Below are 23374 nucleotides of genomic sequence, written 5' to 3'. Positions count from 1 at the left end.
CCCGGCGAGGCTCAGCGCCTGTTGCGCCCCCGGCCGCCGCGGCCACCGCCCCGGCCGTCCTCGTCCTCGTCCCGATCCCCCAGCAACTCGTCCGCCAGGGAAGGCAGATCGTCCAGCGGAGTCTCCTCCGCCCAGTCCGAGCGAGGCCGCTGGACGGGCTCTCCGTTCTCGTCGACCTGGGGCAGCTCGCGGGTGCGGTCGTTGCCGCCGCCCTCGGGCGAAGGCGAGTGCGCGGGCGCGGCCTCGGGCCGCTCGTCGCGGAAGTACCCCGGCGGCACCTTGTCCTCCCGTACGGGAGGCAGCACGGCCGTCTCGTCGGCGGCACCCGGCACCGGCGGCTGCGGCAGCACCTCGGTCTCCTCCGAGCCGCGGGTGTCCTGCACCTGCGGAAGCACCGCGGTCTCGTCGGCCGCACCCGGCGCGGGAGCGGACGGAGCGGACGGCGCGGACGGAGCCGAGGCACCGGGCTTCACGACGGGCGTGGGAATCGTCGTCTCGTTGTCCGGCACGGCATCGGAAGGTGACGCGGACGGAGCATCCGCCGCCTTCGGAGCCGAAGCCGACTTCCGAGCCGGAGCTGACTTCGGGGCAGGAGCCGCCGCGCTCGCCGCAGCCGCGGCTGCAGCCGCCGCCGAGGCCGCAGCAAGCCGCCGCGCCTCCTCGGCCCGCAACAGCGCCTCTTCCGCCTTGCGCTGCTTCTCCAGGCGCCGCGCCTCGGCCTCGGCCCGGAGCCGCGCCTCTTCCTCCGCCTCCCGGCGGCGCCGCGCCTCCTCGGCCGCCCGCACCTTCTCCTCGGCGAGCAGGCGAGCCTGCTCCTCCTCGGCCTTGCGCTTGGCCTCCTCGGCGCGCTGCCTGGCCTCCTCGGCCTGGCGCTCGGCCTCGCGGCGCTGCGCCTCCTCCAGCTCGCGGCGCTTGCGCTCCTCCTCCTCGGCACGGAGCTTGGCGAGCTGCTCCTGGCGCTCGCGCTCGACCCGTTCCTCCTCGGCCTTGCGCGCGGCTTCCTCCTCGGCCTTGCGGCGCGCTTCTTCCTCGGCGGCCTTGCGGGCCTCTTCCTGTGCCTTCACCTCGGCCTCGGAGAGCGGCAGCATCAGGTCGAGCCGGTGCCTGGCCACGGTCGTGACCGCCTCCGGCTCCTGGGCGGCGTCGATCACCAGATAGCGCCCCGGGTCGGCCGCGGCGAGCGTCAGGAATCCGGACCGCACGCGCGCGTGGAACTCGGCGGGCTCCGACTCAAGGCGGTCGGGGGCCTCCGTGAACCGTTCGCGGGCCGCCTCCGGCGCCACGTCGAGCAGCACCGTCAGATGCGGCACGAGCCCGGCCGTCGCCCACCGCGAGATACGGGCGATCTCGGTCGGGGACAGATCGCGGCCCGCGCCTTGGTAGGCCACGGACGAGTCGATGTACCGGTCGGAGATGACGACCGCGCCCCGCTCGAGGGCGGGACGTACGACCGTGTCGACGTGCTCGGCGCGGTCGGCGGCGTACAGGAGTGCCTCGGCGCGGTGCGAGAGACCGGCCGACGACACGTCGAGCAGGATCGACCGCAGTCGCTTGCCGACCGGGGTCGCCCCCGGCTCACGCGTCACGACGACCTCGTGGCCCTTGGCGCGGATCCACTCCGCGAGCGCCTCTGCCTGCGTCGACTTGCCGGCGCCGTCGCCGCCCTCCAGGGCGATGAAGAACCCCGTGGCCGCTATTCCCTGCTCGGGGTCGTCGCCGCCGCGCAGCGCGTCCCGCAGGTCGTGGCGCAGCGGCACGCCCTGCCGGTCGTCGATCTTGGCGAGGACCAGCGCGGCCACCGGCAGGAGCAGAGCGCCCACCAGCATCAGCGTGAAGGCGGCGCCTCCGTGGTCGAAGACGAACTTGCCGTTGACGAAGCGGTGCGGCCCGATCGCCGCCGCGACCACGGGGGCCACGAGCGCGCCGAGCGCGATGAAGAGGCGTACGACCGCCTGGAGATGTTCCGTCGTGCGCGCCCGGCGGTAGTCCTCGACCTCCTGGTCGAGCAGCGCGTGCCCGGTGTGCGCGGCGATGCCCGCGGCCACCCCGGCGAGCGCCAGGAGCAGCAGCACGGTCGTCACGTCGGGCACGAGGCCCGCTGCGAGCAGTGCGACGCCGGTGAGGGCGATCGCGAGCGCGAGCAGCCTGCGGCGCGAGAGGGAGGGCAGCAGCGAGGGCGCCGTGCGGATGCCGACGACGGTGCCGCCGGTCAGCGCGAGGACGATCAGGCCGTACGTGACGGGCCCGCCGTCCAGGTCCTTGGCGTGCAGCACGGCGACTGCCACGGAGGCCGCGACGGCCCCGGCGATCGCGGCGCAGGCGGCGACGAGCAGCGGGATCGCGCCGGTGCGGCCCCGGTCGGTGCCGCTGCCGGTGCGCGGCCTGCGCAACCCTTCGAGCGGGCTACGCGCGCGTGGCGTCTGCGTGGCGGGAAGTTCGAGGAAGAAGACGATCGACAGCGAGGCCGCGAAGAGCCCGGCGGCGACGAACGACGCGAGCCCCGCCTGGTGCACCTCGAACCAGTCGATCCCGGCACCCAGGAGATTGCCGACCAGCGTGATGGCGACGAGCGCGGCGGCCGCGATGGGCAGCGCCACGAAGCCCGTACGCAGCGACAGGCGCCGCAGAGCGTCCATGTGGTCCGGCAGCGGCCGCACCGTGGCGCCCTCCAGAGGCGGCGCGGGCAGCAGCGCGGGCGCCGCGCTCTCCCGGCAGACCGTCCAGAAGCGTTCGGCGACGCCGATCACGAAGGCGGTCACGAGGAGCATCGCGAGCGCGTTGTCCGGGGCCCAGTCGATCCACAGCGGCGCGACGATCAGGAGCGCGGCCCGCAGCCCGTCCGAGACGACCATCGTCCAGCGCCGGTCGAGCGGCCCGTCCGGTGACGTGAGCGAGCTCAGCGGCCCGAGGAGCACCGCCCCGAAGAGCAGCGTCGCGAGGATCCGTGCCCCGAAGACGGCGGTGACCGCGAAAGCGACCCCGCGATAACCGCCCCCGAACGCGCCCTCGGCGATGGCCGCTTGCAGAGCGAGCACCACCAGGACGAGAAGGGCCAGGGCATCGCCGACACCGCCGACGAGCTGGGCGCTCCAGAGCCGCTTCAACTGCGGCACGCGCAGCAAGGCGCGGACAGCACGCTCTCGGGAATCTGCGACCAGGGCGTCGTCGGGGGCCGGGTTTCCGACCGTTGGCTGCTCGGCACGCGTCATCCGTCCAGCCTATCCGGACGGTGTGACACTCCGAAGGGGCGCCCGAACAAACGGGCGCCCCTTCGGTTCACACCTTCACAACTCACTCGTTCACAGCACCGGACGGAACGGCGCCGTGAACCGGCTACTCGGCGTCGGACGCCTTCGCGGCCGAAGCAGCGGTCTTCTTGGCGGCCGCCGTCTTCGTAGTGGTCTTCTTCGCGGCCGTCGTCTTCTTGGCGGCCGTTTTCTTCGCGGTCGAAGCAGCCGTCTTCTTGGCGGCGGTCTTCTTGGCCGGGGCCTTCTTCGCCGCCTTCTTGGCGGTCTTCTTGGCCGGACCCTTCGCCCGCTTCTCGGCGAGCAGTTCGTAGCCCCGCTCGGCGGTGATGTCCTCGACGCTGTCGGCGGCCCGCAGCGTCGCGTTCGTCTCGCCGTCCGTGACGTACGCCCCGAAGCGGCCGTCCTTGACGACGACGGGCTTCCCGCTGACCGGGTCCTCGCCGAGCTCCTTGAGCGGCGGCTTGGCGGCGGCCCGCCCGCGCTGCTTGGGCTGGGCGTAGATCGCGAGGGCCTCTTCCAACGTGATGTTGAAGAGCTGCTCCTCGGTGTCGATGGACCGCGAGTCCGTGCCCTTCTTCAGATACGGGCCGTAGCGGCCGTTCTGCGCGGTGATCTCCACGCCCTCGGCGTCCGCCCCGACCACCCGCGGCAGGGACATCAGCTTCAGGGCGTCCTCGAGCGTCACCGTGTCGAGCGACATGGACTTGAAGAGCGAGGCCGTCCGCGGCTTGACCGCGTTCTTGCCCGTCTTCGGGGTGCCCTCGGGGAGCACCTCGGTGACGTACGGGCCGTAGCGGCCGTCCTTGGCGATGATCTCGTGACCCGACGTGGGGTCGGTGCCGAGCGCGAAGTCACCGCTCGGCTTGGCGAGCAGCTCCTCGGCGTACGCGACGGTCAGCTCGTCCGGCGGCAGGTCGTCGGGCACGTCGGCGCGCTGGTGGCCTTCCGAGTCCTTCTCGCCGCGCTCGATGTACGGGCCGTAGCGGCCGACGCGCAGCAGGATGCCGTCGCCGACGGGGAAGGAGGAGATCTCCCGGGCGTCGATCGCGCCCAGGTCGGTCACCAGTTCCTTGAGCCCGCCGAGGTGGTCGCCGTCGCCGTTGCCCGCGCTGGAGGCGACACCGGAGTCGTCGCCCTCGCCGAAGTAGAACCGCTTCAGCCACGGCACGGACTGGGCCTCGCCCCGCGCGATGCGGTCGAGGTCGTCCTCCATGCGCGCCGTGAAGTCGTAGTCGACGAGCCGCCCGAAGTGCTTCTCCAGGAGGTTGACCACGGCGAAGGACAAGAAGGAGGGCACGAGGGCCGTGCCCTTCTTGAAGACGTAACCGCGGTCGAGGATCGTGCCGATGATCGACGCGTACGTCGACGGGCGGCCGATCTCGCGCTCTTCGAGCTCCTTGACCAGCGAGGCCTCGGTGTAGCGGGCCGGCGGCTTCGTGGCGTGGCCGTCGACGGTGATCTCGTCGGCGGTCAGCGCGTCACCCTCGCTGACCTGCGGAAGCCTGCGCTCACGGTCGTCGAGCTCGGCGTTCGGGTCGTCCGCGCCCTCGACGTAGGCCTTCATGAAGCCGTGGAAGGTGATGGTCTTGCCGGACGCGCTGAACTCGGCGTCGCGGCCGTCGGCGGCCGTGCCACCGATCTTCACCGTGACGGAGTTTCCGGTCGCGTCCTTCATCTGGGAGGCGACGGTCCGCTTCCAGATCAGTTCGTAGAGCCGGAACTGGTCGCCGGTCAGGCCGGTCTCGGCGGGCGTGCGGAAACGATCACCTGAGGGGCGGATCGCCTCGTGCGCCTCCTGCGCGTTCTTGACCTTCCCGGCGTACGTACGGGGCTTGTCCGGCAGGTAGTCGCTGCCGTAAAGCTGCGTGACCTGTGCGCGAGCGGCGGTGACCGCCGTGTCGGACAGCGTCGTGGAGTCCGTACGCATGTACGTGATGAAGCCGTTCTCGTACAGCTTCTGGGCCACCTGCATCGTGGCCTTCGCGCCGAAGCCGAGCTTGCGGCTGGCCTCCTGCTGCATCGTCGTCGTACGGAACGGCGCGTACGGAGAGCGGCGGTAGGGCTTCGACTCGACGGAACGGACCGCGAACCTGGTGTTCTCCAGGGCCGCGGCGAGCGCGCGGGCGTTGGTCTCGTCCAGGTGCAGGGTGTCGGACTTGAGCTGTCCGACCGAGTTGAAGTCGCGGCCCTGGGCGATGCGCTTGCCGTCGACCGCGGTGAGACGCGCGACGAGCTGCGAGGGGTCGGACGCGTCACCGGTGCGGCCGGTGCCGAAGGTGCCCGTCAGGTCCCAGTACTCGGCGGAGCGGAAGGCGATGCGCTCGCGCTCACGCTCGACGACGAGGCGGGTCGCCACGGACTGGACACGGCCGGCCGACAGGCGCGGCATGACCTTCTTCCACAGGACCGGCGAGACCTCGTAGCCGTACAGACGGTCGAGGATGCGGCGGGTCTCCTGGGCGTCGACCATGCGCTTGTTGAGCTCGCGCGGGTTGGCGACGGCGCCCTGGATCGCGGCCTTGGTGATCTCGTGGAAGACCATCCGCTTGACCGGGACCTTGGGCTTAAGGACCTCGAGGAGGTGCCACGCGATGGCTTCGCCCTCGCGGTCCTCATCGGTGGCGAGGAAGAGTTCGTCGGAGTCCTTCAACAGGTCCTTGAGCTTCTTGACCTGCGCCTTCTTGTCGGCGTTGACGACATAGATGGGCTCGAAGTCGTTCTCGACGTCCACGCCGAGCCGGCGCACCTCGCCGGTGTACTTGTCGGGTACCTCCGCGGCGCCGTTGGGGAGGTCGCGGATGTGCCCGACACTCGCCTCGACTACGTAGCCGGGGCCGAGGTAACCCTTGATCGTCTTCGCCTTGGCAGGCGACTCGACGATGACGAGTCGGCGGCCGCCCTTTGCGGTCTCGCTGGTCGGGGACAACTTCGCTCTTCTCTCCGGTCGGTACTCGGTGGCCGTGCTGCGCGGGCTCGTGGCCGCTCTGCGTGGCCTCGCTCGGTGCGCTTGAGTTGCGCTGACGCTGCGGAGTGTGACGGTACATCCCGCCCCCGTGTCAAACGGGAAAAGCCCGCAACGGCCACTCGAACGGTAACCCGACTACCGCCATTCCTGCCGCCCGGAGTGGCGACCTGCCCTTTCACCACCGGCTTCACCACCGGCTCGGCGCCGTCGCCGGGCCTACGGCCCGTACGCGCCCCGCGGCCACCGGCCACTCCCGTCAGAGGCGAGTGAAACACCACACTCCGAGCACCAGTGCACCCGATCCGGCGAGCGCTGCGAGTGTCGCCGATGCGACAGGGTTCACACCGTCGGCGACGGGCGCGCGGTGTGCCACGCGTGCTCCGGTCCACAGCAGCAGTCCCGCTCCGAACAGCGCGAACACCGTGCCCGCGAAGATCGCTGGTCCACTCTCCATGTCTTTGCCTCCCCGTACTGAGTTCCCGGATCGGCAAACTGACACGCCCGGGAATCCGGGGCGCGAACCTCGGGTGAACGGAGGGCGCCCGGCCTGAATCACCGGCCGGCGCCCGGCCCGACTCGACCGGAACCGATCGCCGCGGGGCTGGTTCGTACGGTCCACCTTCTCGATGTACGTCCAACGGTCGCCGATGTCCGTCCATCCCACCCACAACGCGGAGCCCATGTCCGCGAAACGTACGAGACACGCCGTACGCGTACCGCCAACGGCCCGGCGGCCCCCGCGGTCCCGCCGCACGCCGGTTACATGTCGACCGGCTCCAGGAAGCCCTGCTCGACGAGGAGCCGGATCTGCGCGGGCGTGCGGTCCCGCAGCAATACGGGGTCCTCTCCAACCAGTTGCGCGATGGCGTCGAGGATCCGTCCGGCGCTCAGCGTGCCGTCGCACACACCGGCGAAACCCGCGCCCACCGTGTCCACCTTGGTGGCCCGTCGCATCCCGCGGTGCTGGCGCAGCACGACATGCTCGGGGTCCTCGGCGCCGGGCAGCCCGACCTGCTCCTGCACCACCTCGGCCGCGAGCTTGAAATGCCCTGCGAGCAGCGCGGCGTCGTCGTGCGTCCGCAGGTAGTCCTGGCGCGCGAAGTGCTCCCGAACCGTCTCGCCCAGCGGCTGCTCGACGGGGTGCGGCCACTCCTCCACGGTCACGGTCGGCTCGGCGGACCCGGCCCCTGCCGCGGGCTTGCGCAGCGTGATCCACCCGAACCCGACCGCGCGTGTCTTGCGGGCGTCGAACTCGTCGAGCCACGCGTCGTACCGCGCCGCGTACTCCTCCGGGTCCGTGCGGTGGTCCCCTGCGTCCCGCAGCCACAGCTCGGCGTACTGCGTGACGTCCTGCACCTCACGCTGCACGATCCACGCGTCGCAGCCGCGCGGCACCCAGGACCGGAGCCGCTCGGTCCACTCCTCACCCTCCACGTGCTGCCAGTTGGCGAGGAAGTGCGCATACCCCCCTTCGTTCAACCGCTCCCCTGCCTGCTGAACGAGCGACCGGCACAGATCGTCCCCGCCCATCCCGCCGTCGCGGTACGTGAGACGCGCTCCGGGAGAGATCACGAACGGCGGATTGGACACGATCAGGTCGTACCTCTCCTCGCCCACGGGTTCGAAGAGGGAGCCCTCGCGCAGGTCCGCCTCGGGAGCGCCGGACAGCGCCAGCGTGAGCCGCGTGATGTGCAGCGCACGGGGGTTGAGGTCGGTCGCCGTCACCCGGGTCGCGTGTTGCGCGGCGTGCAGCGCCTGGATCCCGGAGCCGGTGCCGAGGTCGAGAGCGCCGGCCACAGGCGTACGTACGGTCAGACCGGCGAGCGTCGTCGACGCCCCGCCGACTCCGAGTACGACACCCTCGTCATGGCTGCCGATGCCACCGGCGCCGCCGACCGCGCAGCCCAGGTCCGAGACGATGAACCAGTCCTCGCCGCTCGGTCCGCCGTAGGGCCGTACGTCCACCGTCGCCTTCAGCGCGCCCTCACCGTCCGCCGCGGAAAGCCAACCGCTCTCCTGTAGAGGGCCGACCGGCAGAACGGCCGCCACGCGCGCGTGCGGCACGGAACGCTGCAGCAGGAAGAGCCGTACGAGCGTCTCCAGCGGCCCTTCGCCGCGGGTGGCCCGCAGCGCGGGCACGGTCTCGCTGCGGGCGAGCGCCGTGTAGGCAGGCGCCCCGAGCAGCTCCAGCAGCCCGTCAGCGGTGAAGTCGGCCGCCAGCAAGGCTTCCCGCAACTGAGCGGAGACATCGGCACGATCGGACGAGGGCAGGGGGGCGCTAGCGATACTCACCCCTTCATTGTGACCCGCATCCGACGGTTTCCCACTGTGGGCAGGCGTTCCGGAAGGGCGGAACGGGTGGGCACAGCCCGGAGCTGCCGGGCGCTGGTCGACGCAACGCTGCCCCGGACGCCGGGGGGTCTCCCCCCAGGCGTCCGGGGCAGCACGTCAAAGAAGGGGGCCAACCCCTAAGCGGCAGAAGGCGTGGCGCTGGCCGACTTGCAGCTGTCCTGCTTGCTCATCGCCTTGCCCACCTCGCCCTCCTGCAACTTCTCCAGGGCCTCGTTGCCGCTCTTGCTCAGCTTGTCCAGCTCGCCCGCGACGCTCTTGAGCCCGTCCGCGAAGTCCGCCTGGTTCTTGGTGTCCAGGCCGTCGACCTTCTTCTTCAGGTCGCCGTACGACTTGGAGATGGCGTTCAGTTCCTTGACCGCGTCGTCGGTCTTCTTCTGACCGCCGTCGACCGGCGGGGCGCCCGCGTCCTTCACCGCGGTGCCCATCGCCTTGTAGGCGTCGGACATGTCCTGGAACGCCTTGGAGTCGGTCTTCTGTACGTCCTCCGGCGAGCTGTTGTCCGAGGTCTCCTTCTGGATCGCGGCGTTGGCGGCGGCGATCTTCTTCGACTGCGGCTGAACCGAGTCACAGACGTCCTTGGCCCAGGAGTCCAGCTTCTCGTTGCCGTCGTCGCTGCAGCCCGACAGCGCCAGTACCAGTACCGCACCGCCGGACAGTGCGGCTGCAAGCTTCTTGTTCACCGGATTGGTCCCTTCCATGGCTCTCGGCCCCGGAACTTACACGCCAACTGGGCTACGACCGCATGCCGGGGGTCCGGTACCACCCCTATTGAAGCCATTTGCACCAAGGGAAGAGCGCATGAGAAGGCTCACCAGACGGCGCATCACACGCACGAAGGGCGGACGCCGCGTCAAAACGCGCCGCCCGCCCTCGTGTTGGGCAGAGTCTGACCCGGTGTTACGAAACCACGGTTGCCGGGTCAGTCGAATTGCCTACCCGCTCCGTACCACCTTCCTCCTCGTCGCCCACGGCGATGCCCCGCCTCTTGGAGACGTACACCGCGCCGATGATGACGAGGATCGAGAGCACCGCGATCAGTGCCCGCATCCCCGCGCTCGCGTCGTCCCCGTAGCTGAACTGGACGACCGCAGGCGCGATGAGCAGCGCCACCAGGTTCATCACCTTCAGGAGGGGGTTGATCGCGGGCCCCGCGGTGTCCTTGAACGGGTCACCGACGGTGTCACCGATCACCACCGCGGCGTGGGCCTCACTGCCCTTGCCGCCGTGGTGGCCGTCCTCGACGAGCTTCTTCGCGTTGTCCCAGGCGCCGCCGGAGTTGGCGAGGAAGACCGCCATCAGCGTGCCGGTGCCGATCGCGCCCGCCAGGAACGAGCCGAGCGCGCCGACGCCGAGCGAGAAGCCGACCGCGATCGGCGTGAGCACGGCGAGCAGACCTGGCGTGGCCAGCTCGCGCAGCGCGTCCTTGGTGCAGATGTCGACGACGCGCCCGTACTCCGGTTCCTCGGAGTAGTCCATGATCCCGGGGCGCTCGCGGAACTGCCGCCGCACCTCGTAGACCACCGCTCCGGCCGACCTCGACACCGCGTTGATCGCAAGCCCCGAGAAGAGGAAGACGACCGCGGCGCCCAGGATGAGGCCGACCAGGTTGTTGGGCTGTGAGATGTCCATCACGAGGTTCATCGGAGCGCCGTCGCCCATCTTCTCGCCGACGTCCTTGGCCGCGCTCGCGATGGCGTCGCGATACGAGCCGAAGAGCGCCGCGGCCGCGAGGACGGCCGTGGCGATGGCGATGCCCTTGGTGATGGCCTTGGTGGTGTTGCCGACGGCGTCCAGGTCGGTGAGCACCTGCGCGCCGGCACCTTCGACGTCACCGGACATCTCGGCGATGCCCTGCGCGTTGTCGGAGACCGGACCGAAGGTGTCCATCGCGACGATCACGCCGACCGTGGTGAGCAGGCCGGTTCCGGCCAGCGCCACCGCGAACAGGGCGAGCATGATCGACGTGCCGCCGAGCAGGAACGCCCCGTAGACGCCGAGCCCGATGAGGAGCGCGGTGTAGACGGCCGATTCGAGCCCGATCGAGATGCCGGCCAGGACGACGGTGGCCGGTCCGGTGAGGGACGTCTTGCCGATGTCCTTCACCGGACGCCTGGTGGTCTCCGTGAAGTAGCCGGTGAGCTGCTGGATCAGCGCAGCCATGACGATGCCGATCGCGACGGCGACGACCGCGAGGACCCGCGGATCTCCGTCATGACCGGCGATCGCCGCGTCCGTGACACCGTTCAGGTCGGAGTACGAGCCAGGCAGGTAGACGTAGACCGCCGCGGCCACGAGCGCCAGTGAGATGAACGCGGAGATGAAGAATCCGCGGTTGATGGCGGTCATGCCGCTGCGGTCGGAGCGCCTTGGCGCCACCGCGAAGATCCCGATCATCGCCGTCACGACGCCGATCGCCGGAACGATCAGCGGGAAGGCGAGTCCGGAGTCGCCGAAGGCGACCTTGCCGAGGATCAGCGCGGCGACCAGGGTCACGGCGTACGACTCGAAGAGGTCGGCGGCCATGCCCGCACAGTCGCCGACGTTGTCGCCCACGTTGTCGGCGATGGTCGCGGCATTCCTCGGGTCGTCCTCCGGAATGCCCTGCTCGACCTTGCCGACCAGGTCGGCGCCGACGTCGGCGGCCTTGGTGAAGATGCCGCCGCCGACACGCATGAACATCGCGATCAGCGCCGCCCCGAGGCCGAAACCTTCGAGGACCTTCGGCGCGTCGGCCGCGTAGACGAGCACCACACAGGAGGCGCCCAGAAGACCGAGCCCCACCGTGAACATGCCGACAACGCCGCCCGTGCGGAAAGCGATCTTCATGGCCTTGTGCGAAACGGCGGTGAGATCCTTTTCGGGTTCACCGGCCGCCGGAGTGGCCTCTCGGGCGGCTGCCGCCACACGAACATTGCTGCGTACGGCGAGCCACATGCCGATATAGCCGGTGGTCGCCGAGAACACCGCACCGATCAAGAAGAAGATCGATCGGCCGGCACGCTGATTCCAGTCGTCTGCGGGCAGCAGCATGAGCAGGAAGAACACCACGACGGCGAAAACACCGAGAGTGCGCAACTGCCTGCCTAGGTAGGCATTGGCGCCCTCCTGGATCGCCTTCGCGATCTTCTTCATGCTGTCGGTGCCCTCGTCGGCCGCGAGTACCTGGCGTACGAGCACCCAGGCGACCGCGAGAGCCGCCACCGCGACGGCCGCGATGACCATCACGATGAGGCGGTTGTCGTCGGTCAGTACTGCGGCTGCGAAGGTTGAGGGATGGTCAAACTGATGAGGGGTAGAAAGCCCCGCCATTCGTCCTCCTTGACGCTTGGGCTGAGCTCAAGATGTGGACGGATTGTAGGGAGCTGAACCTGATCAAAACAGAGCGCCGCAAACGGAATTGGCGCGAGATTGCTTCCCAGCAAATGATCGCGACCACAGATTGACCCCGAAAGCGGTAATGCCCCAAAAGCGTTGACGGCGACCGCCAGTCCCCAGGCAATTGACCGGGGCAATGATCCAAAAAGAAAAAGGCCCTGCTCCCGAGCGGGGAGCAAGACCTTGGTGTGGCGAGTGGAGCCGAAGCTTGCCGGGCCGGAGCCCGACTCGGGAACCGGCGCGTGGGCGGCTCGGGGATTGGCTCAGACGAGCGGCACCGGGGCCGTCGGCCACGTCATCCGGATGAGACCGCCGCCCTCGCCGGCGGTGACCTCCACGTCGTCCACGAGCCCGCTGATGACGGCGAGACCCATCTCGTCCTCACCCTCGGGGTCCAGATCATCGGGCGCTTCGGACCCCGATCCGGGTGCCCGGTCGCCGGGAGTCGCGTGGGGGGCCTCGTCGCCGACCTCGATGGAGAACTGCTTCTCGTCCTCGATCAGGGCCACTCGCACCGGCGCCGAGACGCCGTTGCTCTGGTGCAGCCCGACGGCGCGTGTGCAGGCCTCGCCGACAGCGAGCCTGACCTCGTCGAGGACGGCCTCGTCCACTCCGGCCCTGCGCGCGACCGCCGCCGCCACGAGCCGAGCGGTTCTGACGTGCTCGGGCAGCGCGCTGAAGCGGAGTTCAACGGTGGCCATGCATTCCCCCTCGGACATACGCGCGTGCTGTCAGGGGGCCGGGCCGAGGGCCCGGTCCCCTGCTGTACTGCCACCCCCGGGCCGCGCAAGCAGGCGACCCGGGACATCCGGCTCTCAGTCGGTGGCCGCGACCGCTTCCTCGACCGAGGTGTGAATGGGGAACACCTTGGTCAGGCCGGTGATACGGAAGATCTTCAAAATGCGCTCCTGGTTGCAGACCAGGCGCAGCGAGCCCTCATGGGCACGCACCCGCTTCAGGCCGCCGACCAGTACGCCGAGCCCGGTGGAGTCGAGGAAGTCCACGCCCTCCATGTCGACGACCAGGTGGAAACTGCCGTCGTTCACCAACTCGACCAACTGTTCGCGCAACTTGGGCGCGGTATAAACATCGATTTCGCCACCGACCTCGACGACCGTACGATCGCCGACGGTACGGGTCGACAGGGACAGGTCCACGGATCCTCCAGCACCTTGCTATCGAGCGGTCATCCCTCGGGACACCTCGGCAGAGCCCCCAGGACGGATCGCCAGCCGCGATGGCATTCAATCACTTACAAGCAGGCATGCACGACGCCTTGGGACCATTGTCCATCCCGCCAGTGACACACTCGGTGCCGATGGCCAACTTTTCTCCGCCCGGAGGACCCGCCACGGGCGCCCCGGTACGCACGTCTCCACGGACGGTCCTGGACCGGCTCACCGCGGGGCCGAGCCGTGCTTCGCGCGTCACTCATACGGAGCACTTGCCCCCGCGCGAGGCCCGGTATGCAGTTTGGCCTGATCGCATTCGTTCCGAGGTCGTCGCCGCGGTGCAGTCGGCCGGGATCGAGCACCCCTGGGCCCACCAGGCGCTCGCCGCCGAGCACGCCCTGGACGGCGAGTCGGTCATCGTCGCCACCGGTACGGCCTCGGGAAAGTCGCTGGCGTATCTCACTCCCGTGCTCTCGGCCCTCCTGGACGGCTCCGAGGCCCCCAACGGGCGTGGCGCGACCGCGCTGTACCTCGCCCCGACGAAGGCGCTGGCCGCCGACCAGCGCCGCGCCGTACGCGCGCTCGCGGAGCCCCTCGGCAACGCGATCCGCCCCGCCGTGTACGACGGCGACACCCCCGTCGAAGAACGCGAATGGGTACGTCAGTACGCCAACTACGTCCTGACCAACCCCGACATGCTGCACCGCGGGATACTCCCCTCCCACCCCCGCTGGTCCTCCTTCCTGCGCGCCCTGCGCTATGTCGTCATCGACGAGTGCCACACCTACCGCGGCGTCTTCGGCTCCCACGTCGCCCAGGTCCTGCGCCGCCTGCGCCGCCTCTGTGCCCGCTACGGCTCCGACCCCGTCTTCCTCCTCGCCTCCGCCACCTCCGCCGAGCCGGCCATCGCCGCGGAACGCCTCACCGGGCTGCCCGTGAAGGAGGTCGCCGACGACGCCTCACCCCGCGGCGACCTCGTCTTCGCCCTCTGGGAACCGCCGCTCACCGACCTCCACGGCGAGAAGGGCGCCCCTGTCCGCCGCACCGCCACCGCCGAGACGGCGGACCTGCTGACCGACCTGACCGTCCAGGGCGTCCGCTCGGTCGCCTTCGTACGGTCGCGGCGCGGCGCCGAGCTGATCTCGGTGATCGCCCAGGAACGCCTCTCCGAGGTCGACCGGTCCCTCGCCCGCCGTGTGGCCGCCTACCGGGGCGGATATCTCCCCGAGGAACGCCGCGCCCTGGAGCGCGCCCTGCACTCCGGGGAACTCCTCGGCCTCGCGGCCACCACCGCCCTCGAACTCGGCGTGGACGTCTCCGGTCTCGACGCCGTGATCATCTCCGGCTATCCGGGGACCCGCGCCTCGCTCTGGCAGCAGGCGGGCCGTGCCGGACGCTCCGGGCAGGGCGCGCTGGCCGTGCTCGTCGCCCGCGACGACCCGCTGGACACGTATCTCGTCCACCACCCCGAGGCGCTGTTCCAGCAGCCGGTGGAGTCGACTGTCCTCGACCCCGACAATCCGTACGTCCTCGCGCCGCACCTCTGCGCGGCCGCCGCGGAACTCCCGCTCACGGACGACGACCTGGCCCTCTTCGGCCCCGCCACCGAGGACCTGCTCCCGCAGCTTGAGGCCGCGAAGCTGCTGCGCCGCCGCACGAAGGCCTGGCACTGGACCCGCAGGGAGCGGGCCGCCGACCTCACCGACATCCGCGGCGAGGGCGGCAAACCCATCCAGATCGTCGAGGAGGGCACGGGCCGGTTGCTCGGCACCGTCGACGCGTCCGCCGCGCACACCGCCGTCCACGAGGGCGCGGTCCACCTCCACCAGGGCCGTACGTATCTCGTGCGCAGGCTGGACCTGGAGGACTCGGTCGCCTTGGTCGAGGAGGCCGGACCGCCGTACTCCACGACCGCCCGCGACACCACGGCGATCTCCATCCTGGAGACGGACACCGAGATCCCCTGGGGCTCCGGCCGCCTCTGTTACGGCTCCGTGGAGGTCACCAACCAGGTCGTCTCCTTCCTGCGCCGCAAGCTGATCACCGGCGAGGTCCTCGGCGAGACCAAGCTGGACCTGCCGCCCCGCACGCTGCGCACCCGCGCCGTCTGGTGGACGGTCACCGAGGACCAGTTGGACGCCGCCCGGGTGAATCCGGAGATCCTCGGCGGCGCCCTGCACGCCGCCGAGCACGCCTCCATCGGCATGCTGCCGCTCTTCGCCACCTGCGACCGCTGGGACATCGGCGGCGTCTCCGTGCCGCTTCATCCGGACACGCTCCTGCCGACCGTCTTCGTGTACGACGGCCACCCCGGCGGCGCGGGCTTCGCCGAGCGGGCCTTCCACACGGCCCGGGAATGGCTGACGGCCACCCGTCAGGCCATCGCCTCCTGCGAGTGCGAGGCCGGCTGCCCCTCCTGCATCCAGTCCCCGAAGTGCGGCAACGGCAACGACCCCCTGCACAAACGCGGCGCGATCCGCCTCCTCACCACCCTCCTCAAGGACGCGCCCACGCCCTGAGGGGCCGCGTGTCGTCTTCCTCGGATCTCGCTCTTGGCCGGCATGTCGGTGTGCGGGGCCCGGACCCGCCTCCTGCCTCCGCCCAGCAAGCCCCACGAGGGCGTCTGGCCGCCCTCCGGCGCCACGCGACGCCCGCGCCTCCGGCCGCCACCCGGTGGGCGCCACAGCCCCTGCTCCCGGCCTTGGCTCCGGTTTCGGCTCCGGCTCCGGCTCCGGCTCCGGCTCAGCAGCGACCGGTCCCGCCGGGCCCGCCCGGGATCTGACCTCCGTCACGAACGGGCCGAAGCCCGCCGCCGCCGTGACGTCCGAGATCTCGCCGTGCACCGCGCACCGCACGAGCCTCGCCCCTTGCGCCTCGGCCACCCGACCGCCCGTGGCACATGCCCCCGAGCGCCCGTCCATCCAGTGCTCGGCGGCCGCAAGTGCCGCCAAGTCCGCCGCACCGCCCGCTCGATGGCGAGCCACGATCACCTGCCCCATCGCGAGCACCGCGCCGCAGACCACGCACAGCACGGCCATCACGACGACCACCCACACCGTGGCGGCTCCCCGGTCCGACGCCCTTCCGGCAGCCCGCCGTCCGGCCCGCCCAATCACGCGCCCACCCCCACCGTCTCCTCCGCCAACGCCACCGCCTCCGACCGCAGACGCAGCCCGAGTCCCAGCGCCCCTGGCCCCGGTGAGTCCGCCACGACCTCCACCCGCACCAGATCGCCGTCACGCCGCACGGCCACCGCCGCGCCCCGCGGCGCAGCCTGTTGAGCCGCGGCGACGGCCGCGCTCACGGGGTCCTGCCGGGCCATCACCCGCGCGCCCGCCCGAGCCGCGTCCACGCACTGGATCTGCGCGGACGCGGTCAGCAACGCCCAGACCAGCGCCATCGTGAACAGCACGAGCGTGGGCAGCACCACGGCCGCCTCCGCCGTCACGAAGCCCTGGTCACCACCGCGACCCCGGCCACCCCGCGCCCGCTCAGAACTGGACATCGAGCGCCTTCTCCACGACCGCCTGCAACGCCGCCCTGACCTGCCCGCTCGTCACCACCTTGTAGAGCAGTCCGGCGAACCCCACCGCCGCGATGAGCCCCATCGCGTACTCCGAAGTGACCATCCCCGCGTCCCCTCGCACCACGCGCGACCTGCGCTTCAACGCCCGCGCACACAGCTGTCCCCACATTTCGACCCCCGTGAAATTTCCGTACGTTCCGGCATCTGTCATCTGTCATCGGGACTTCGATCGGTCGAGCCGTTCAGCCACCGCTCAACAACCCACCTGCCAGGCCGATCAGCACCGGCAGCACCCCCACCGCGATGAACGCGGGCAAGAAGCACAGCCCCACCGGCGCCGTCATCAGCACCCCGGCCCTGCGCGCCGCCGCCGTCGCCGCACGGCTCCGTTCCGCCCTGCAGTCCGCCGCGAGACGCGCCACCCGCTCGGCTGCCGGAGCCCCCGAGTCCCCCGCCCGCTCCAGCAGCCGGGCCAGCCCCGCAGCGCCCGGTATCGCGCCCAACCTCCGCCAGGCGTCGACTGGTTCGCCGCCGAGCCGCATCTCCGCCGCGCCCTGCGCCAGCCGTTCCCCGACCGGCCCCTTCAGCGCGTCGCCGACAGCCCGAGCAGCCACGACAGGCCCCGCCCCGGCGGCCACGCAGGCCGCCAAAAGATCTGCGGCAAGCGGCAGTTGCCGAGCAGCCTCCGCCGCGTCGAGTTCAGCGACGCGGGCCCCTTGCCCCCGCCACCAACGCCACACCCCGTACCCGGCACCCGCCCCCACCAGGCACCCAGCGACACCGCCCACCAGCACCCACCCGGCGCTCACCGCCCCGGCCACCGCCAGCCACCCCCGCATCGCGCCCCGCCACCGGAACCGATGCCTCCGCCGATCCCCCGGCAACCGCTCCACCACCCCGAGCACGGCTCCCGTACGCCCCCGAACGAGCCGCTCACGCCGCGCGGCGAGCGCGGCCGACATCAGCCACAACACGGCCGCCACACCCCACACGGCAACGCCCAGCCGGTGGACAACAACAAGGTTCATCGCTCCTCCGCCCCTCGTACGATCCGCAGCGCCCACCACACGCCGGCCACCTCCAACACCCCGCCCACCGCCAGGCATCCGAACCCCGCCCCGGTGTGCAGCAGCACCCGCAAGGGCTGCGCGCCCAACGCGCTCCCCATCAGCAGCCCGAGGGCCGGCAGCCCCGCGAGCATCACCGCTGTCGACCGGGCACCCGCCAACTGAGCGCGCAGATCAGCGCGTTGGTCCCGCTCCACCCGGAGCGCGCCCTCCAGCCGCTCGAGCCCCGCCGCGAGCCCGGCGCCACGGTCCACCGCCACCCGCCAGCACGCCGCGAGCCCCGCAAGCCCCCGCGCCCCCGGCTCGCGCGCCGCATCCTCCAGCGCCCCCGGCACATCACCGCCGAACCGCGCCGCCGCCAGCACCCCGGCCCGCGCCTCACCGAGGCCGGCACCGGTTCCGGCCACCGCGGTCCGCAACGCCTCCCCCGGCTGCCGCCCGGCCCGCACCTCGCCCGCGAGCGACCCGCACAGCGCGATCACCTCGGTGGCCCGGCGTTCCTCTTCGAGCCGTGCGTCCCTGCCCCGCCGTACACGCCGTATCAGCGGCACCCCGGCCGCTCCCAGGGCCAGCGGCAGCACGGACTCCCCGAGCAGCGCGACCGCCGCCCCACCCGCCAGCGCCCACCACTCGTGCCGCACCCGGCCGCCGACGCTGTTCCTTGCCCGCCGCCATGCCGAAGGCCCCGTCGAGACCTCGCCCCCGAGCACCGCCCGCGTCCGCTGCCGCCACCCGCGGTCCCGGCCGACCACCAGGAAGGCCGAGCCTCCCGCGCACACAGCCGCCGCCAAGCCCATCGCGCTCATGGCCCCTCACCCCAACCACCGTGCACCAGAAGCGACTTCAGCTGCTGCCATCCCCGCTCCCGGACGAACTCCTTCTCGCCCCACCGCAGCGCCGGCACCGTCACCACGAGGCCGGAGGGGTCGCGTTCCAGGACGTGCACCTCGGCGATCCGCCGCCGGCCTGCCCGGTCCCGTACGAGATGGAGGACCACGGACAGCGCGGCCGCCAACTGGCTGTGCAGCGCCGCCCGGTCGAGCCCTGCCGCCGTCCCCAGCGCCTCCAGACGGGCGGGCACATCCCCCGCGGCGTTGGCGTGGACCGTGCCGCACCCGCCCTCATGCCCTGTGTTCAGGGCGGCCAGCAGATGGACCACCTCCGCGCCGCGCACCTCGCCCACGACAAGCCGGTCGGGGCGCATCCGCAGCGCCTGCCGCACCAGGTCGTCGAGGCCCACCTGACCGGCCCCTTCCTGGTTCGCGGGCCTGGATTCCAGGCGCACCACGTGCGGGTGATCGGGGCGCAGCTCGGCCGAATCCTCGGCGAGCACGATCCGCTCGTCCGTCCCGACGAGACCTAGAAGGGCACTCAGGAGCGTCGTCTTGCCCGAGCCCGTGCCGCCGCTGATCACGTACGAGAGCCGGGCGTCGATCAGCGCTCGCAGTACCCGGTCACCGCCCGGCGGCACCGTCCCCGCCGCGGTCAGTTCCGCGAGGGTGAAGGCCCGGGGGCGTACGACACGCAAGGAGAGGCACGTCGATCCGACGGCGACCGGGGGCAGCACCGCGTGGAGGCGGGTGCCGTCGGGGAGCCGTGCGTCCACCCAGGGCCTGGCATCGTCGAGGCGCCGCCCCGCGACGGCCGCGAGTCGCTGTGCGAGCCGCCGCACGGCCGTCGCGTCCTCGAAGGACACTCCGGTCAGCTCCAGGCCGCCGCCGCGGTCCACCCACACCCGGTCGGGCGCGGACACCAGCACATCGGTCACCGAGTCGTCCGCGAGCAATGCCTCAAGGGGTCCGGCGCCCACCAGCTCCGACCGCAGGCGCGCGGCCGTCCCGAGGATCTCCGCGTCGCCGAGCACCCTGCCCTGGGCCCGCAACGCCTCGGCGACGCGGGCCGGGGTCGGCTCCGTGCCGTTCTCCGCGAGCCACTGGCGCACCCCGTCCAGCATCCTGGCCCCGACGACGGCGCTCATGAGGTGCCCTCGGTGGCGTCCACCGGAACCCGGTCCCAGAAGGCCGTGCAGAACCGGGCCAGCGGTCCCCGCGCGAAGCCGCCGGGCGGAACGCCCCCGGCCTGCGCGGCCAACAGGTCCGTTTCCCTCGGCACTTCGCCGACGAGCGGCAGTCCGAGCAGCCGCGCGACCTCTTCCGCGTCGAACTCTCCGAGACCGTCACGCCCGCCGAGTCCGCCGCCTCCCGCGCGTCCGACGCCGCCCCGGCCGACCACCACCCGCAGGTCCCGCAGCACCATCCCCACCGCTGAGGCGACCCGCCGGGCCCCCGCGACCGCGCGCAGTTCCGCGGGCACCACCATGAGCCCCAGATCAACCTGGGCCAGCGCCTCCGCGACGCCTTCGTCCACGCGGCGCGGCAGGTCCACAACCACCACCCCGCCCCGCCTGCGGGCCGCGGCGACCACCGCCCGCATGGCTTCGGGCGCGATGACCACCGCATCACCCCGATCCCAGCTCAGGACCCGCAGGGAGTGCAGCTCGGGCAGCGACTCCTCGAGCGCGCCCCCGCCGACCCGGCCCCTGGACTGCGCGAAGGCGGGCCAGCGGAGTCCGTCGGCGGCCTCGCCACCCAGCAGTACGTCGAGCCCGCCGCCGAGCGGATCGGCGTCCACAAGCATCGTGCGCCGCCCCGCGCGGGCCGCCGTGACGGCGAGGGCACACGCCAGCGTCGAGGCTCCGGCGCCTCCGCTCCCGCCGATCACCCCCACCGTGAGCGCGGGCCGCCCCACTCCCTCTGCAACATCGGCGATGCGGTCCACCAGCCAGCGCTCGCCGTCGGGCAGGACCAGCACGTGGTCGGCCCCGATCTCTACGGCGCGCTGCCAGACTCCGGAGTCGTCCTGATCCCGGCCGACCAGGACGACCCCGCGCCTGCGCACGGCGCCCCGCACCCGGTCCACCGCGTCGTCCCCGACGAGGATCAGCGGCGCCGCGTCCCAGCCGCCTCTGCGCTCCGGCACGCCGTGCTGCACCTCGGGCCGCGCCCCGGCCGCGGCGCACAGCCGCAGCAGGTCGTCCAGCAGGTCCACATCTTCCGTGACGATCAGCGGTCCGCCCTGCCGTCCGTCGGACGACGGCGACCCGTCACGTGTCATCACTCCGGCCACGATCTCCAGCCCCCTCTCACTGCAAGCCCGTTGAATGCCGCGTTCCACATGAGCGATGAGCCGGCCAAAGCAATCCGGCCATGAACTTCGCGTGCAGAAGCAGCGGAATCAGCGTGCAGCGGTCCCGGATAACGTGTGGATCTTGGTCAATAACTGTGGACAAGGCGTGGGCTGTGAATATCCCCTTCACCCATACCGGTGACATCTCGAAGACTTCCGCAGAGCAGCCTGGCGACTACACACCGTGACGGATCTTGGACATGCGAAAGATCGCCCAAATCGGCCGTCAGACGGCGCCGGGCGATCAGATGAGGGTCGAGAGAGGTCCGGAAAACCCATCCGGACATGCGACGACCCCCGCCGGGGGGGAGAGCGGGGGTCGTCCCCACGGTCCGACTCGGGGGGGGAGGAGCCAGACCGGGTTAGCACGGTCGCGAACGATCCGTGACTTCCATGGTGTACCCGAGAGCCTTCTCAGGCAAACCCACGCGCCTCACCTTACGCCGAATGGTGGGCGCCTATGCTCGGCCTCGTGGAAAACCACTCCTTGCCTCGCACAGCTGCCTTCTTTGACCTGGACAAGACGGTCATTGCGAAGTCGAGCACACTCACCTTCAGCAAGTCGTTCTACCAAGGCGGGCTGATCAACCGCAGGGCGGTTCTGCGAACCGCATATGCACAGTTCGTCTTCCTCGCCGGCGGAGCCGACCACGACCAGATGGAGCGGATGCGCGAGTATCTCTCCGCGCTGTGCCGTGGATGGAACGTGCAGCAGGTCAAGGAAATCGTCGCCGAGACGCTGCACGACCTGATCGACCCGATCATCTACGACGAGGCCGCGTCCCTCATCGAGGAGCACCACACCGCGGGCCGTGACGTCGTCATCGTCTCCACTTCGGGCGCCGAGGTCGTCGAACCGATCGGTGAACTGCTCGGCGCGGACCGGGTGGTGGCGACCCGGATGGTGGTCGGCGACGACGGCTGCTTCACCGGCGAGGTGGAGTACTACGCCTATGGCCCCACGAAGGCGGCCGCAATCAAGGAACTCGCGGAATCCGAGGGATACGACCTCGACCGCTGCCACGCCTACAGCGACTCCGCGACCGATGTCCCCATGCTCGAATCCGTGGGATATCCGCATGCGGTCAACCCCGATCGGGCCCTTCGCCGCGAGGCTCTCGCGCGCGGGTGGCCGATTCTCGACTTCCACCGCCCGGTGCGCCTGAAGGAGCGGCGCCAGAAGCCCTCCCGGCCCGCGCTCGTCGCGGTGGCGGCCGTGGGTGCCGCCGCGGCGACGGCGGGCCTCGTGTGGTTCGTGAGCCGCCGCCGGACGCCAAGCGCCCGATTCACCCTTGTTTGAACCTAAAAGTAAAGAAGTAGTGCCAGGACTTCCGCTTGCCCCAGGACAGGAGTACAAAGGAGTCAACGGCCCGCGAGACCAAGGACATCCGAGAGGATTACCTTTAAACGCAACCAAGGCCCCACGGACCGAAGCATGAACACCGAGCACCCACGCGACGTCGACCCGTCGATTACGGGCCAGCCGCACCAGGTGACGGGCAAAGTTCCCGACCTGATGGGCAACCTTCGAGGACGCTTGGTAACCCGGTGAACATGCCAGCGGCGGTACGAGAAGTTTCGTGCCGCCGCATCCCTGTGCAGGGTCGCCGTATCCCCGCGTGAGGATCTTCTACGCGGCGCCGCGCTGCATCGCCTCGCAGACCGCCGTCGACTCCCTGGCCCCCAGTTCGATGGCACGCCCGCAGTGGGCGATCCAGGCCGCCATCCCTTCCGGCGTCCCGGACGCGTAGCCGTCGAGCGCCCCCACGTAAGCCGCGCGCCCCTCTTCCGCGTGACCCGCCTCCGCCGGGCAGACGGACTTCGGGTCGAGACCGCTGCCCACCAGGACGATGCGCTCGGCCGCCCGCGCGACCAGGCCGTTGTGCGAGCCGAAGGGGCGCAGGCTGAGCAGTTCGCCGTGCACCACGGCCGCTGTCACGAGAGCCGGCGCGGAGCCGCCCGCGATGATCAGCTGCGACAGACCCTCCAGACGACCCGCGACCTCGTCGGAGTCCGGCACGGCCAGTTCGACCAGCGGCTCGTCGACCGGCTCGCCCGCCAGGCGCGGCCGCCCCGCCGCCTCGTCGTTCTCGGCGGCGGCCACCAGGTGGAGGCGCGCGAGAACGCGGAGCGGCGACTGCCGCCAGATGGACAGGAGTTGACCGGCTTCCGCGGTCAGCCGCAGGGCCGCGCCGATCGTGCGGGCCTCGCCGTCGCCGCCGAAGTCGCTGCGTCGGCGTACCTCTTCGAGTGCCCAGTCGGCACCGGAGAGCGCCGCCGAGCCGCGCGCGCCGCGCAGCGCCGCCTCGGAGGTGACCTCATTGCTGCGGCGCCGCATGATCCGGTGCCCGTAGACCCGGTCCACGGCCTTGCGCACGGAGTCCACGGAGTCGGCCACGCCGGGCAGTGCGCCCAGGGCCGCGAGCGGATCGGCTGTCGTACTCATGAGTACGACCCTACGCACCCCGGGCGCCCGCCCCACG

The 23374-nt window shown here is 71.2% G+C and carries 17 protein-coding genes and 1 pseudogene; 2 read left to right on the top strand and 16 right to left on the bottom strand.

Annotation, left to right across the window (positions count from 1 at the left end):
- Positions 1-11: 11 nt before the first annotated feature.
- The 8 genes from tmk to bldG all read right to left on the bottom strand — a co-directional run bounded on the left by tmk (position 12) and on the right by bldG (position 13097).
- Positions 12-3209: a dTMP kinase gene (tmk, locus tag ACWD02_RS28260; protein ID WP_451215215.1), complete on the bottom strand. Its 3198-nt coding sequence runs from the start codon at positions 3207-3209 to the stop codon at positions 12-14.
- Positions 3210-3333: 124 nt separating this feature from the next.
- Positions 3334-6174, bottom strand: a complete 2841-nt coding sequence (topA, locus tag ACWD02_RS28255) for a type I DNA topoisomerase (protein ID WP_451215214.1) — start codon at positions 6172-6174, stop codon at positions 3334-3336.
- 295 nt (positions 6175-6469) lie between these two features.
- Positions 6470-6667 carry a hypothetical protein gene (locus ACWD02_RS28250; protein ID WP_363210556.1) on the bottom strand — a complete coding sequence of 66 codons (198 nt, stop codon included), beginning with the start codon at positions 6665-6667 and terminating at the stop codon, positions 6470-6472.
- Between the two features lie 305 nt (positions 6668-6972).
- Positions 6973-8505: a DUF7059 domain-containing protein gene (locus ACWD02_RS28245; protein ID WP_451215213.1), complete on the bottom strand. Its 1533-nt coding sequence runs from the start codon at positions 8503-8505 to the stop codon at positions 6973-6975.
- A gap of 176 nt (positions 8506-8681) precedes the next feature.
- Positions 8682-9263 (bottom strand): small secreted protein, encoded by a 582-nt coding sequence (locus tag ACWD02_RS28240; protein WP_351166883.1) that lies wholly within the window; start codon positions 9261-9263, stop codon positions 8682-8684.
- A gap of 199 nt (positions 9264-9462) precedes the next feature.
- The gene (locus tag ACWD02_RS28235; protein WP_451215212.1) at positions 9463-11874 is read right to left on the bottom strand and encodes a sodium-translocating pyrophosphatase; all 2412 of its coding nucleotides are present in this window, start codon (positions 11872-11874) and stop codon (positions 9463-9465) included.
- Positions 11875-12203: 329 nt separating this feature from the next.
- Positions 12204-12641 (bottom strand): ATP-binding protein, encoded by a 438-nt coding sequence (locus ACWD02_RS28230; protein ID WP_451215211.1) that lies wholly within the window; start codon positions 12639-12641, stop codon positions 12204-12206.
- A 114-nt stretch (positions 12642-12755) separates the two neighbouring features.
- Positions 12756-13097 (bottom strand): anti-sigma factor antagonist BldG, encoded by a 342-nt coding sequence (bldG, locus tag ACWD02_RS28225; protein ID WP_003975386.1) that lies wholly within the window; start codon positions 13095-13097, stop codon positions 12756-12758.
- Positions 13098-13177: 80 nt separating this feature from the next.
- On the opposite strand from bldG, the gene ACWD02_RS28220 reads away from it, so the two are divergent.
- Entirely contained in the window at positions 13178-15631 is a 2454-nt protein-coding gene (locus tag ACWD02_RS28220) for a DEAD/DEAH box helicase (RefSeq protein ID WP_451215210.1), read from the top strand.
- Positions 15632-15934: 303 nt separating this feature from the next.
- Here the strand turns inward: ACWD02_RS28220 and ACWD02_RS28215 are convergent.
- The 7 genes and pseudogenes from ACWD02_RS28215 to ssd all read right to left on the bottom strand — a co-directional run.
- Positions 15935-16150, bottom strand: a pseudogene (locus ACWD02_RS28215) (Rv3654c family TadE-like protein); the annotation flags it as partial.
- A gap of 74 nt (positions 16151-16224) precedes the next feature.
- The gene (locus ACWD02_RS28210; RefSeq protein ID WP_451215209.1) at positions 16225-16617 is read right to left on the bottom strand and encodes a TadE family type IV pilus minor pilin; all 393 of its coding nucleotides are present in this window, start codon (positions 16615-16617) and stop codon (positions 16225-16227) included.
- Positions 16604-16807 (bottom strand): DUF4244 domain-containing protein, encoded by a 204-nt coding sequence (locus ACWD02_RS28205; protein ID WP_451215349.1) that lies wholly within the window; start codon positions 16805-16807, stop codon positions 16604-16606. Before ACWD02_RS28205 ends, ACWD02_RS28210 begins: the two co-directional genes overlap by 14 nt.
- 73 nt (positions 16808-16880) lie before the next feature.
- Complete coding sequence (locus ACWD02_RS28200) at positions 16881-17666, bottom strand: type II secretion system F family protein (RefSeq protein WP_451215208.1); 786 nt, start codon at positions 17664-17666, stop codon at positions 16881-16883.
- Complete coding sequence (locus ACWD02_RS28195; RefSeq protein ID WP_451215207.1) at positions 17663-18511, bottom strand: type II secretion system F family protein; 849 nt, start codon at positions 18509-18511, stop codon at positions 17663-17665. Before ACWD02_RS28195 ends, ACWD02_RS28200 begins: the two co-directional genes overlap by 4 nt.
- Positions 18508-19683, bottom strand: coding sequence for a TadA family conjugal transfer-associated ATPase (locus tag ACWD02_RS28190; RefSeq protein ID WP_451215206.1), 1176 nt, complete (start codon positions 19681-19683; stop codon positions 18508-18510). Before ACWD02_RS28190 ends, ACWD02_RS28195 begins: the two co-directional genes overlap by 4 nt.
- Entirely contained in the window at positions 19680-20831 is a 1152-nt protein-coding gene (gene ssd / locus ACWD02_RS28185; RefSeq protein ID WP_451215205.1) for a septum site-determining protein Ssd, read from the bottom strand. The genes ACWD02_RS28190 and ssd overlap by 4 nt, the downstream gene beginning before the upstream one ends.
- A 520-nt stretch (positions 20832-21351) precedes the next feature.
- On the opposite strand from ssd, the gene ACWD02_RS28180 reads away from it, so the two are divergent.
- The gene (locus ACWD02_RS28180; protein WP_451215204.1) at positions 21352-22191 is read left to right on the top strand and encodes an HAD family hydrolase; all 840 of its coding nucleotides are present in this window, start codon (positions 21352-21354) and stop codon (positions 22189-22191) included.
- Between the two features lie 330 nt (positions 22192-22521).
- On the opposite strand, the gene ACWD02_RS28175 is transcribed toward ACWD02_RS28180, so the two are convergent.
- Entirely contained in the window at positions 22522-23337 is an 816-nt protein-coding gene (locus ACWD02_RS28175; RefSeq protein WP_451215203.1) for an oxidoreductase, read from the bottom strand.
- Positions 23338-23374 lie beyond the last annotated feature (37 nt).

This window comes from Streptomyces sp. NPDC002853 (assembly GCF_053591915.1).
Note: the sequence above shows the minus strand (reverse complement) of the source record. Positions and strands in the feature narration are given on the sequence as shown.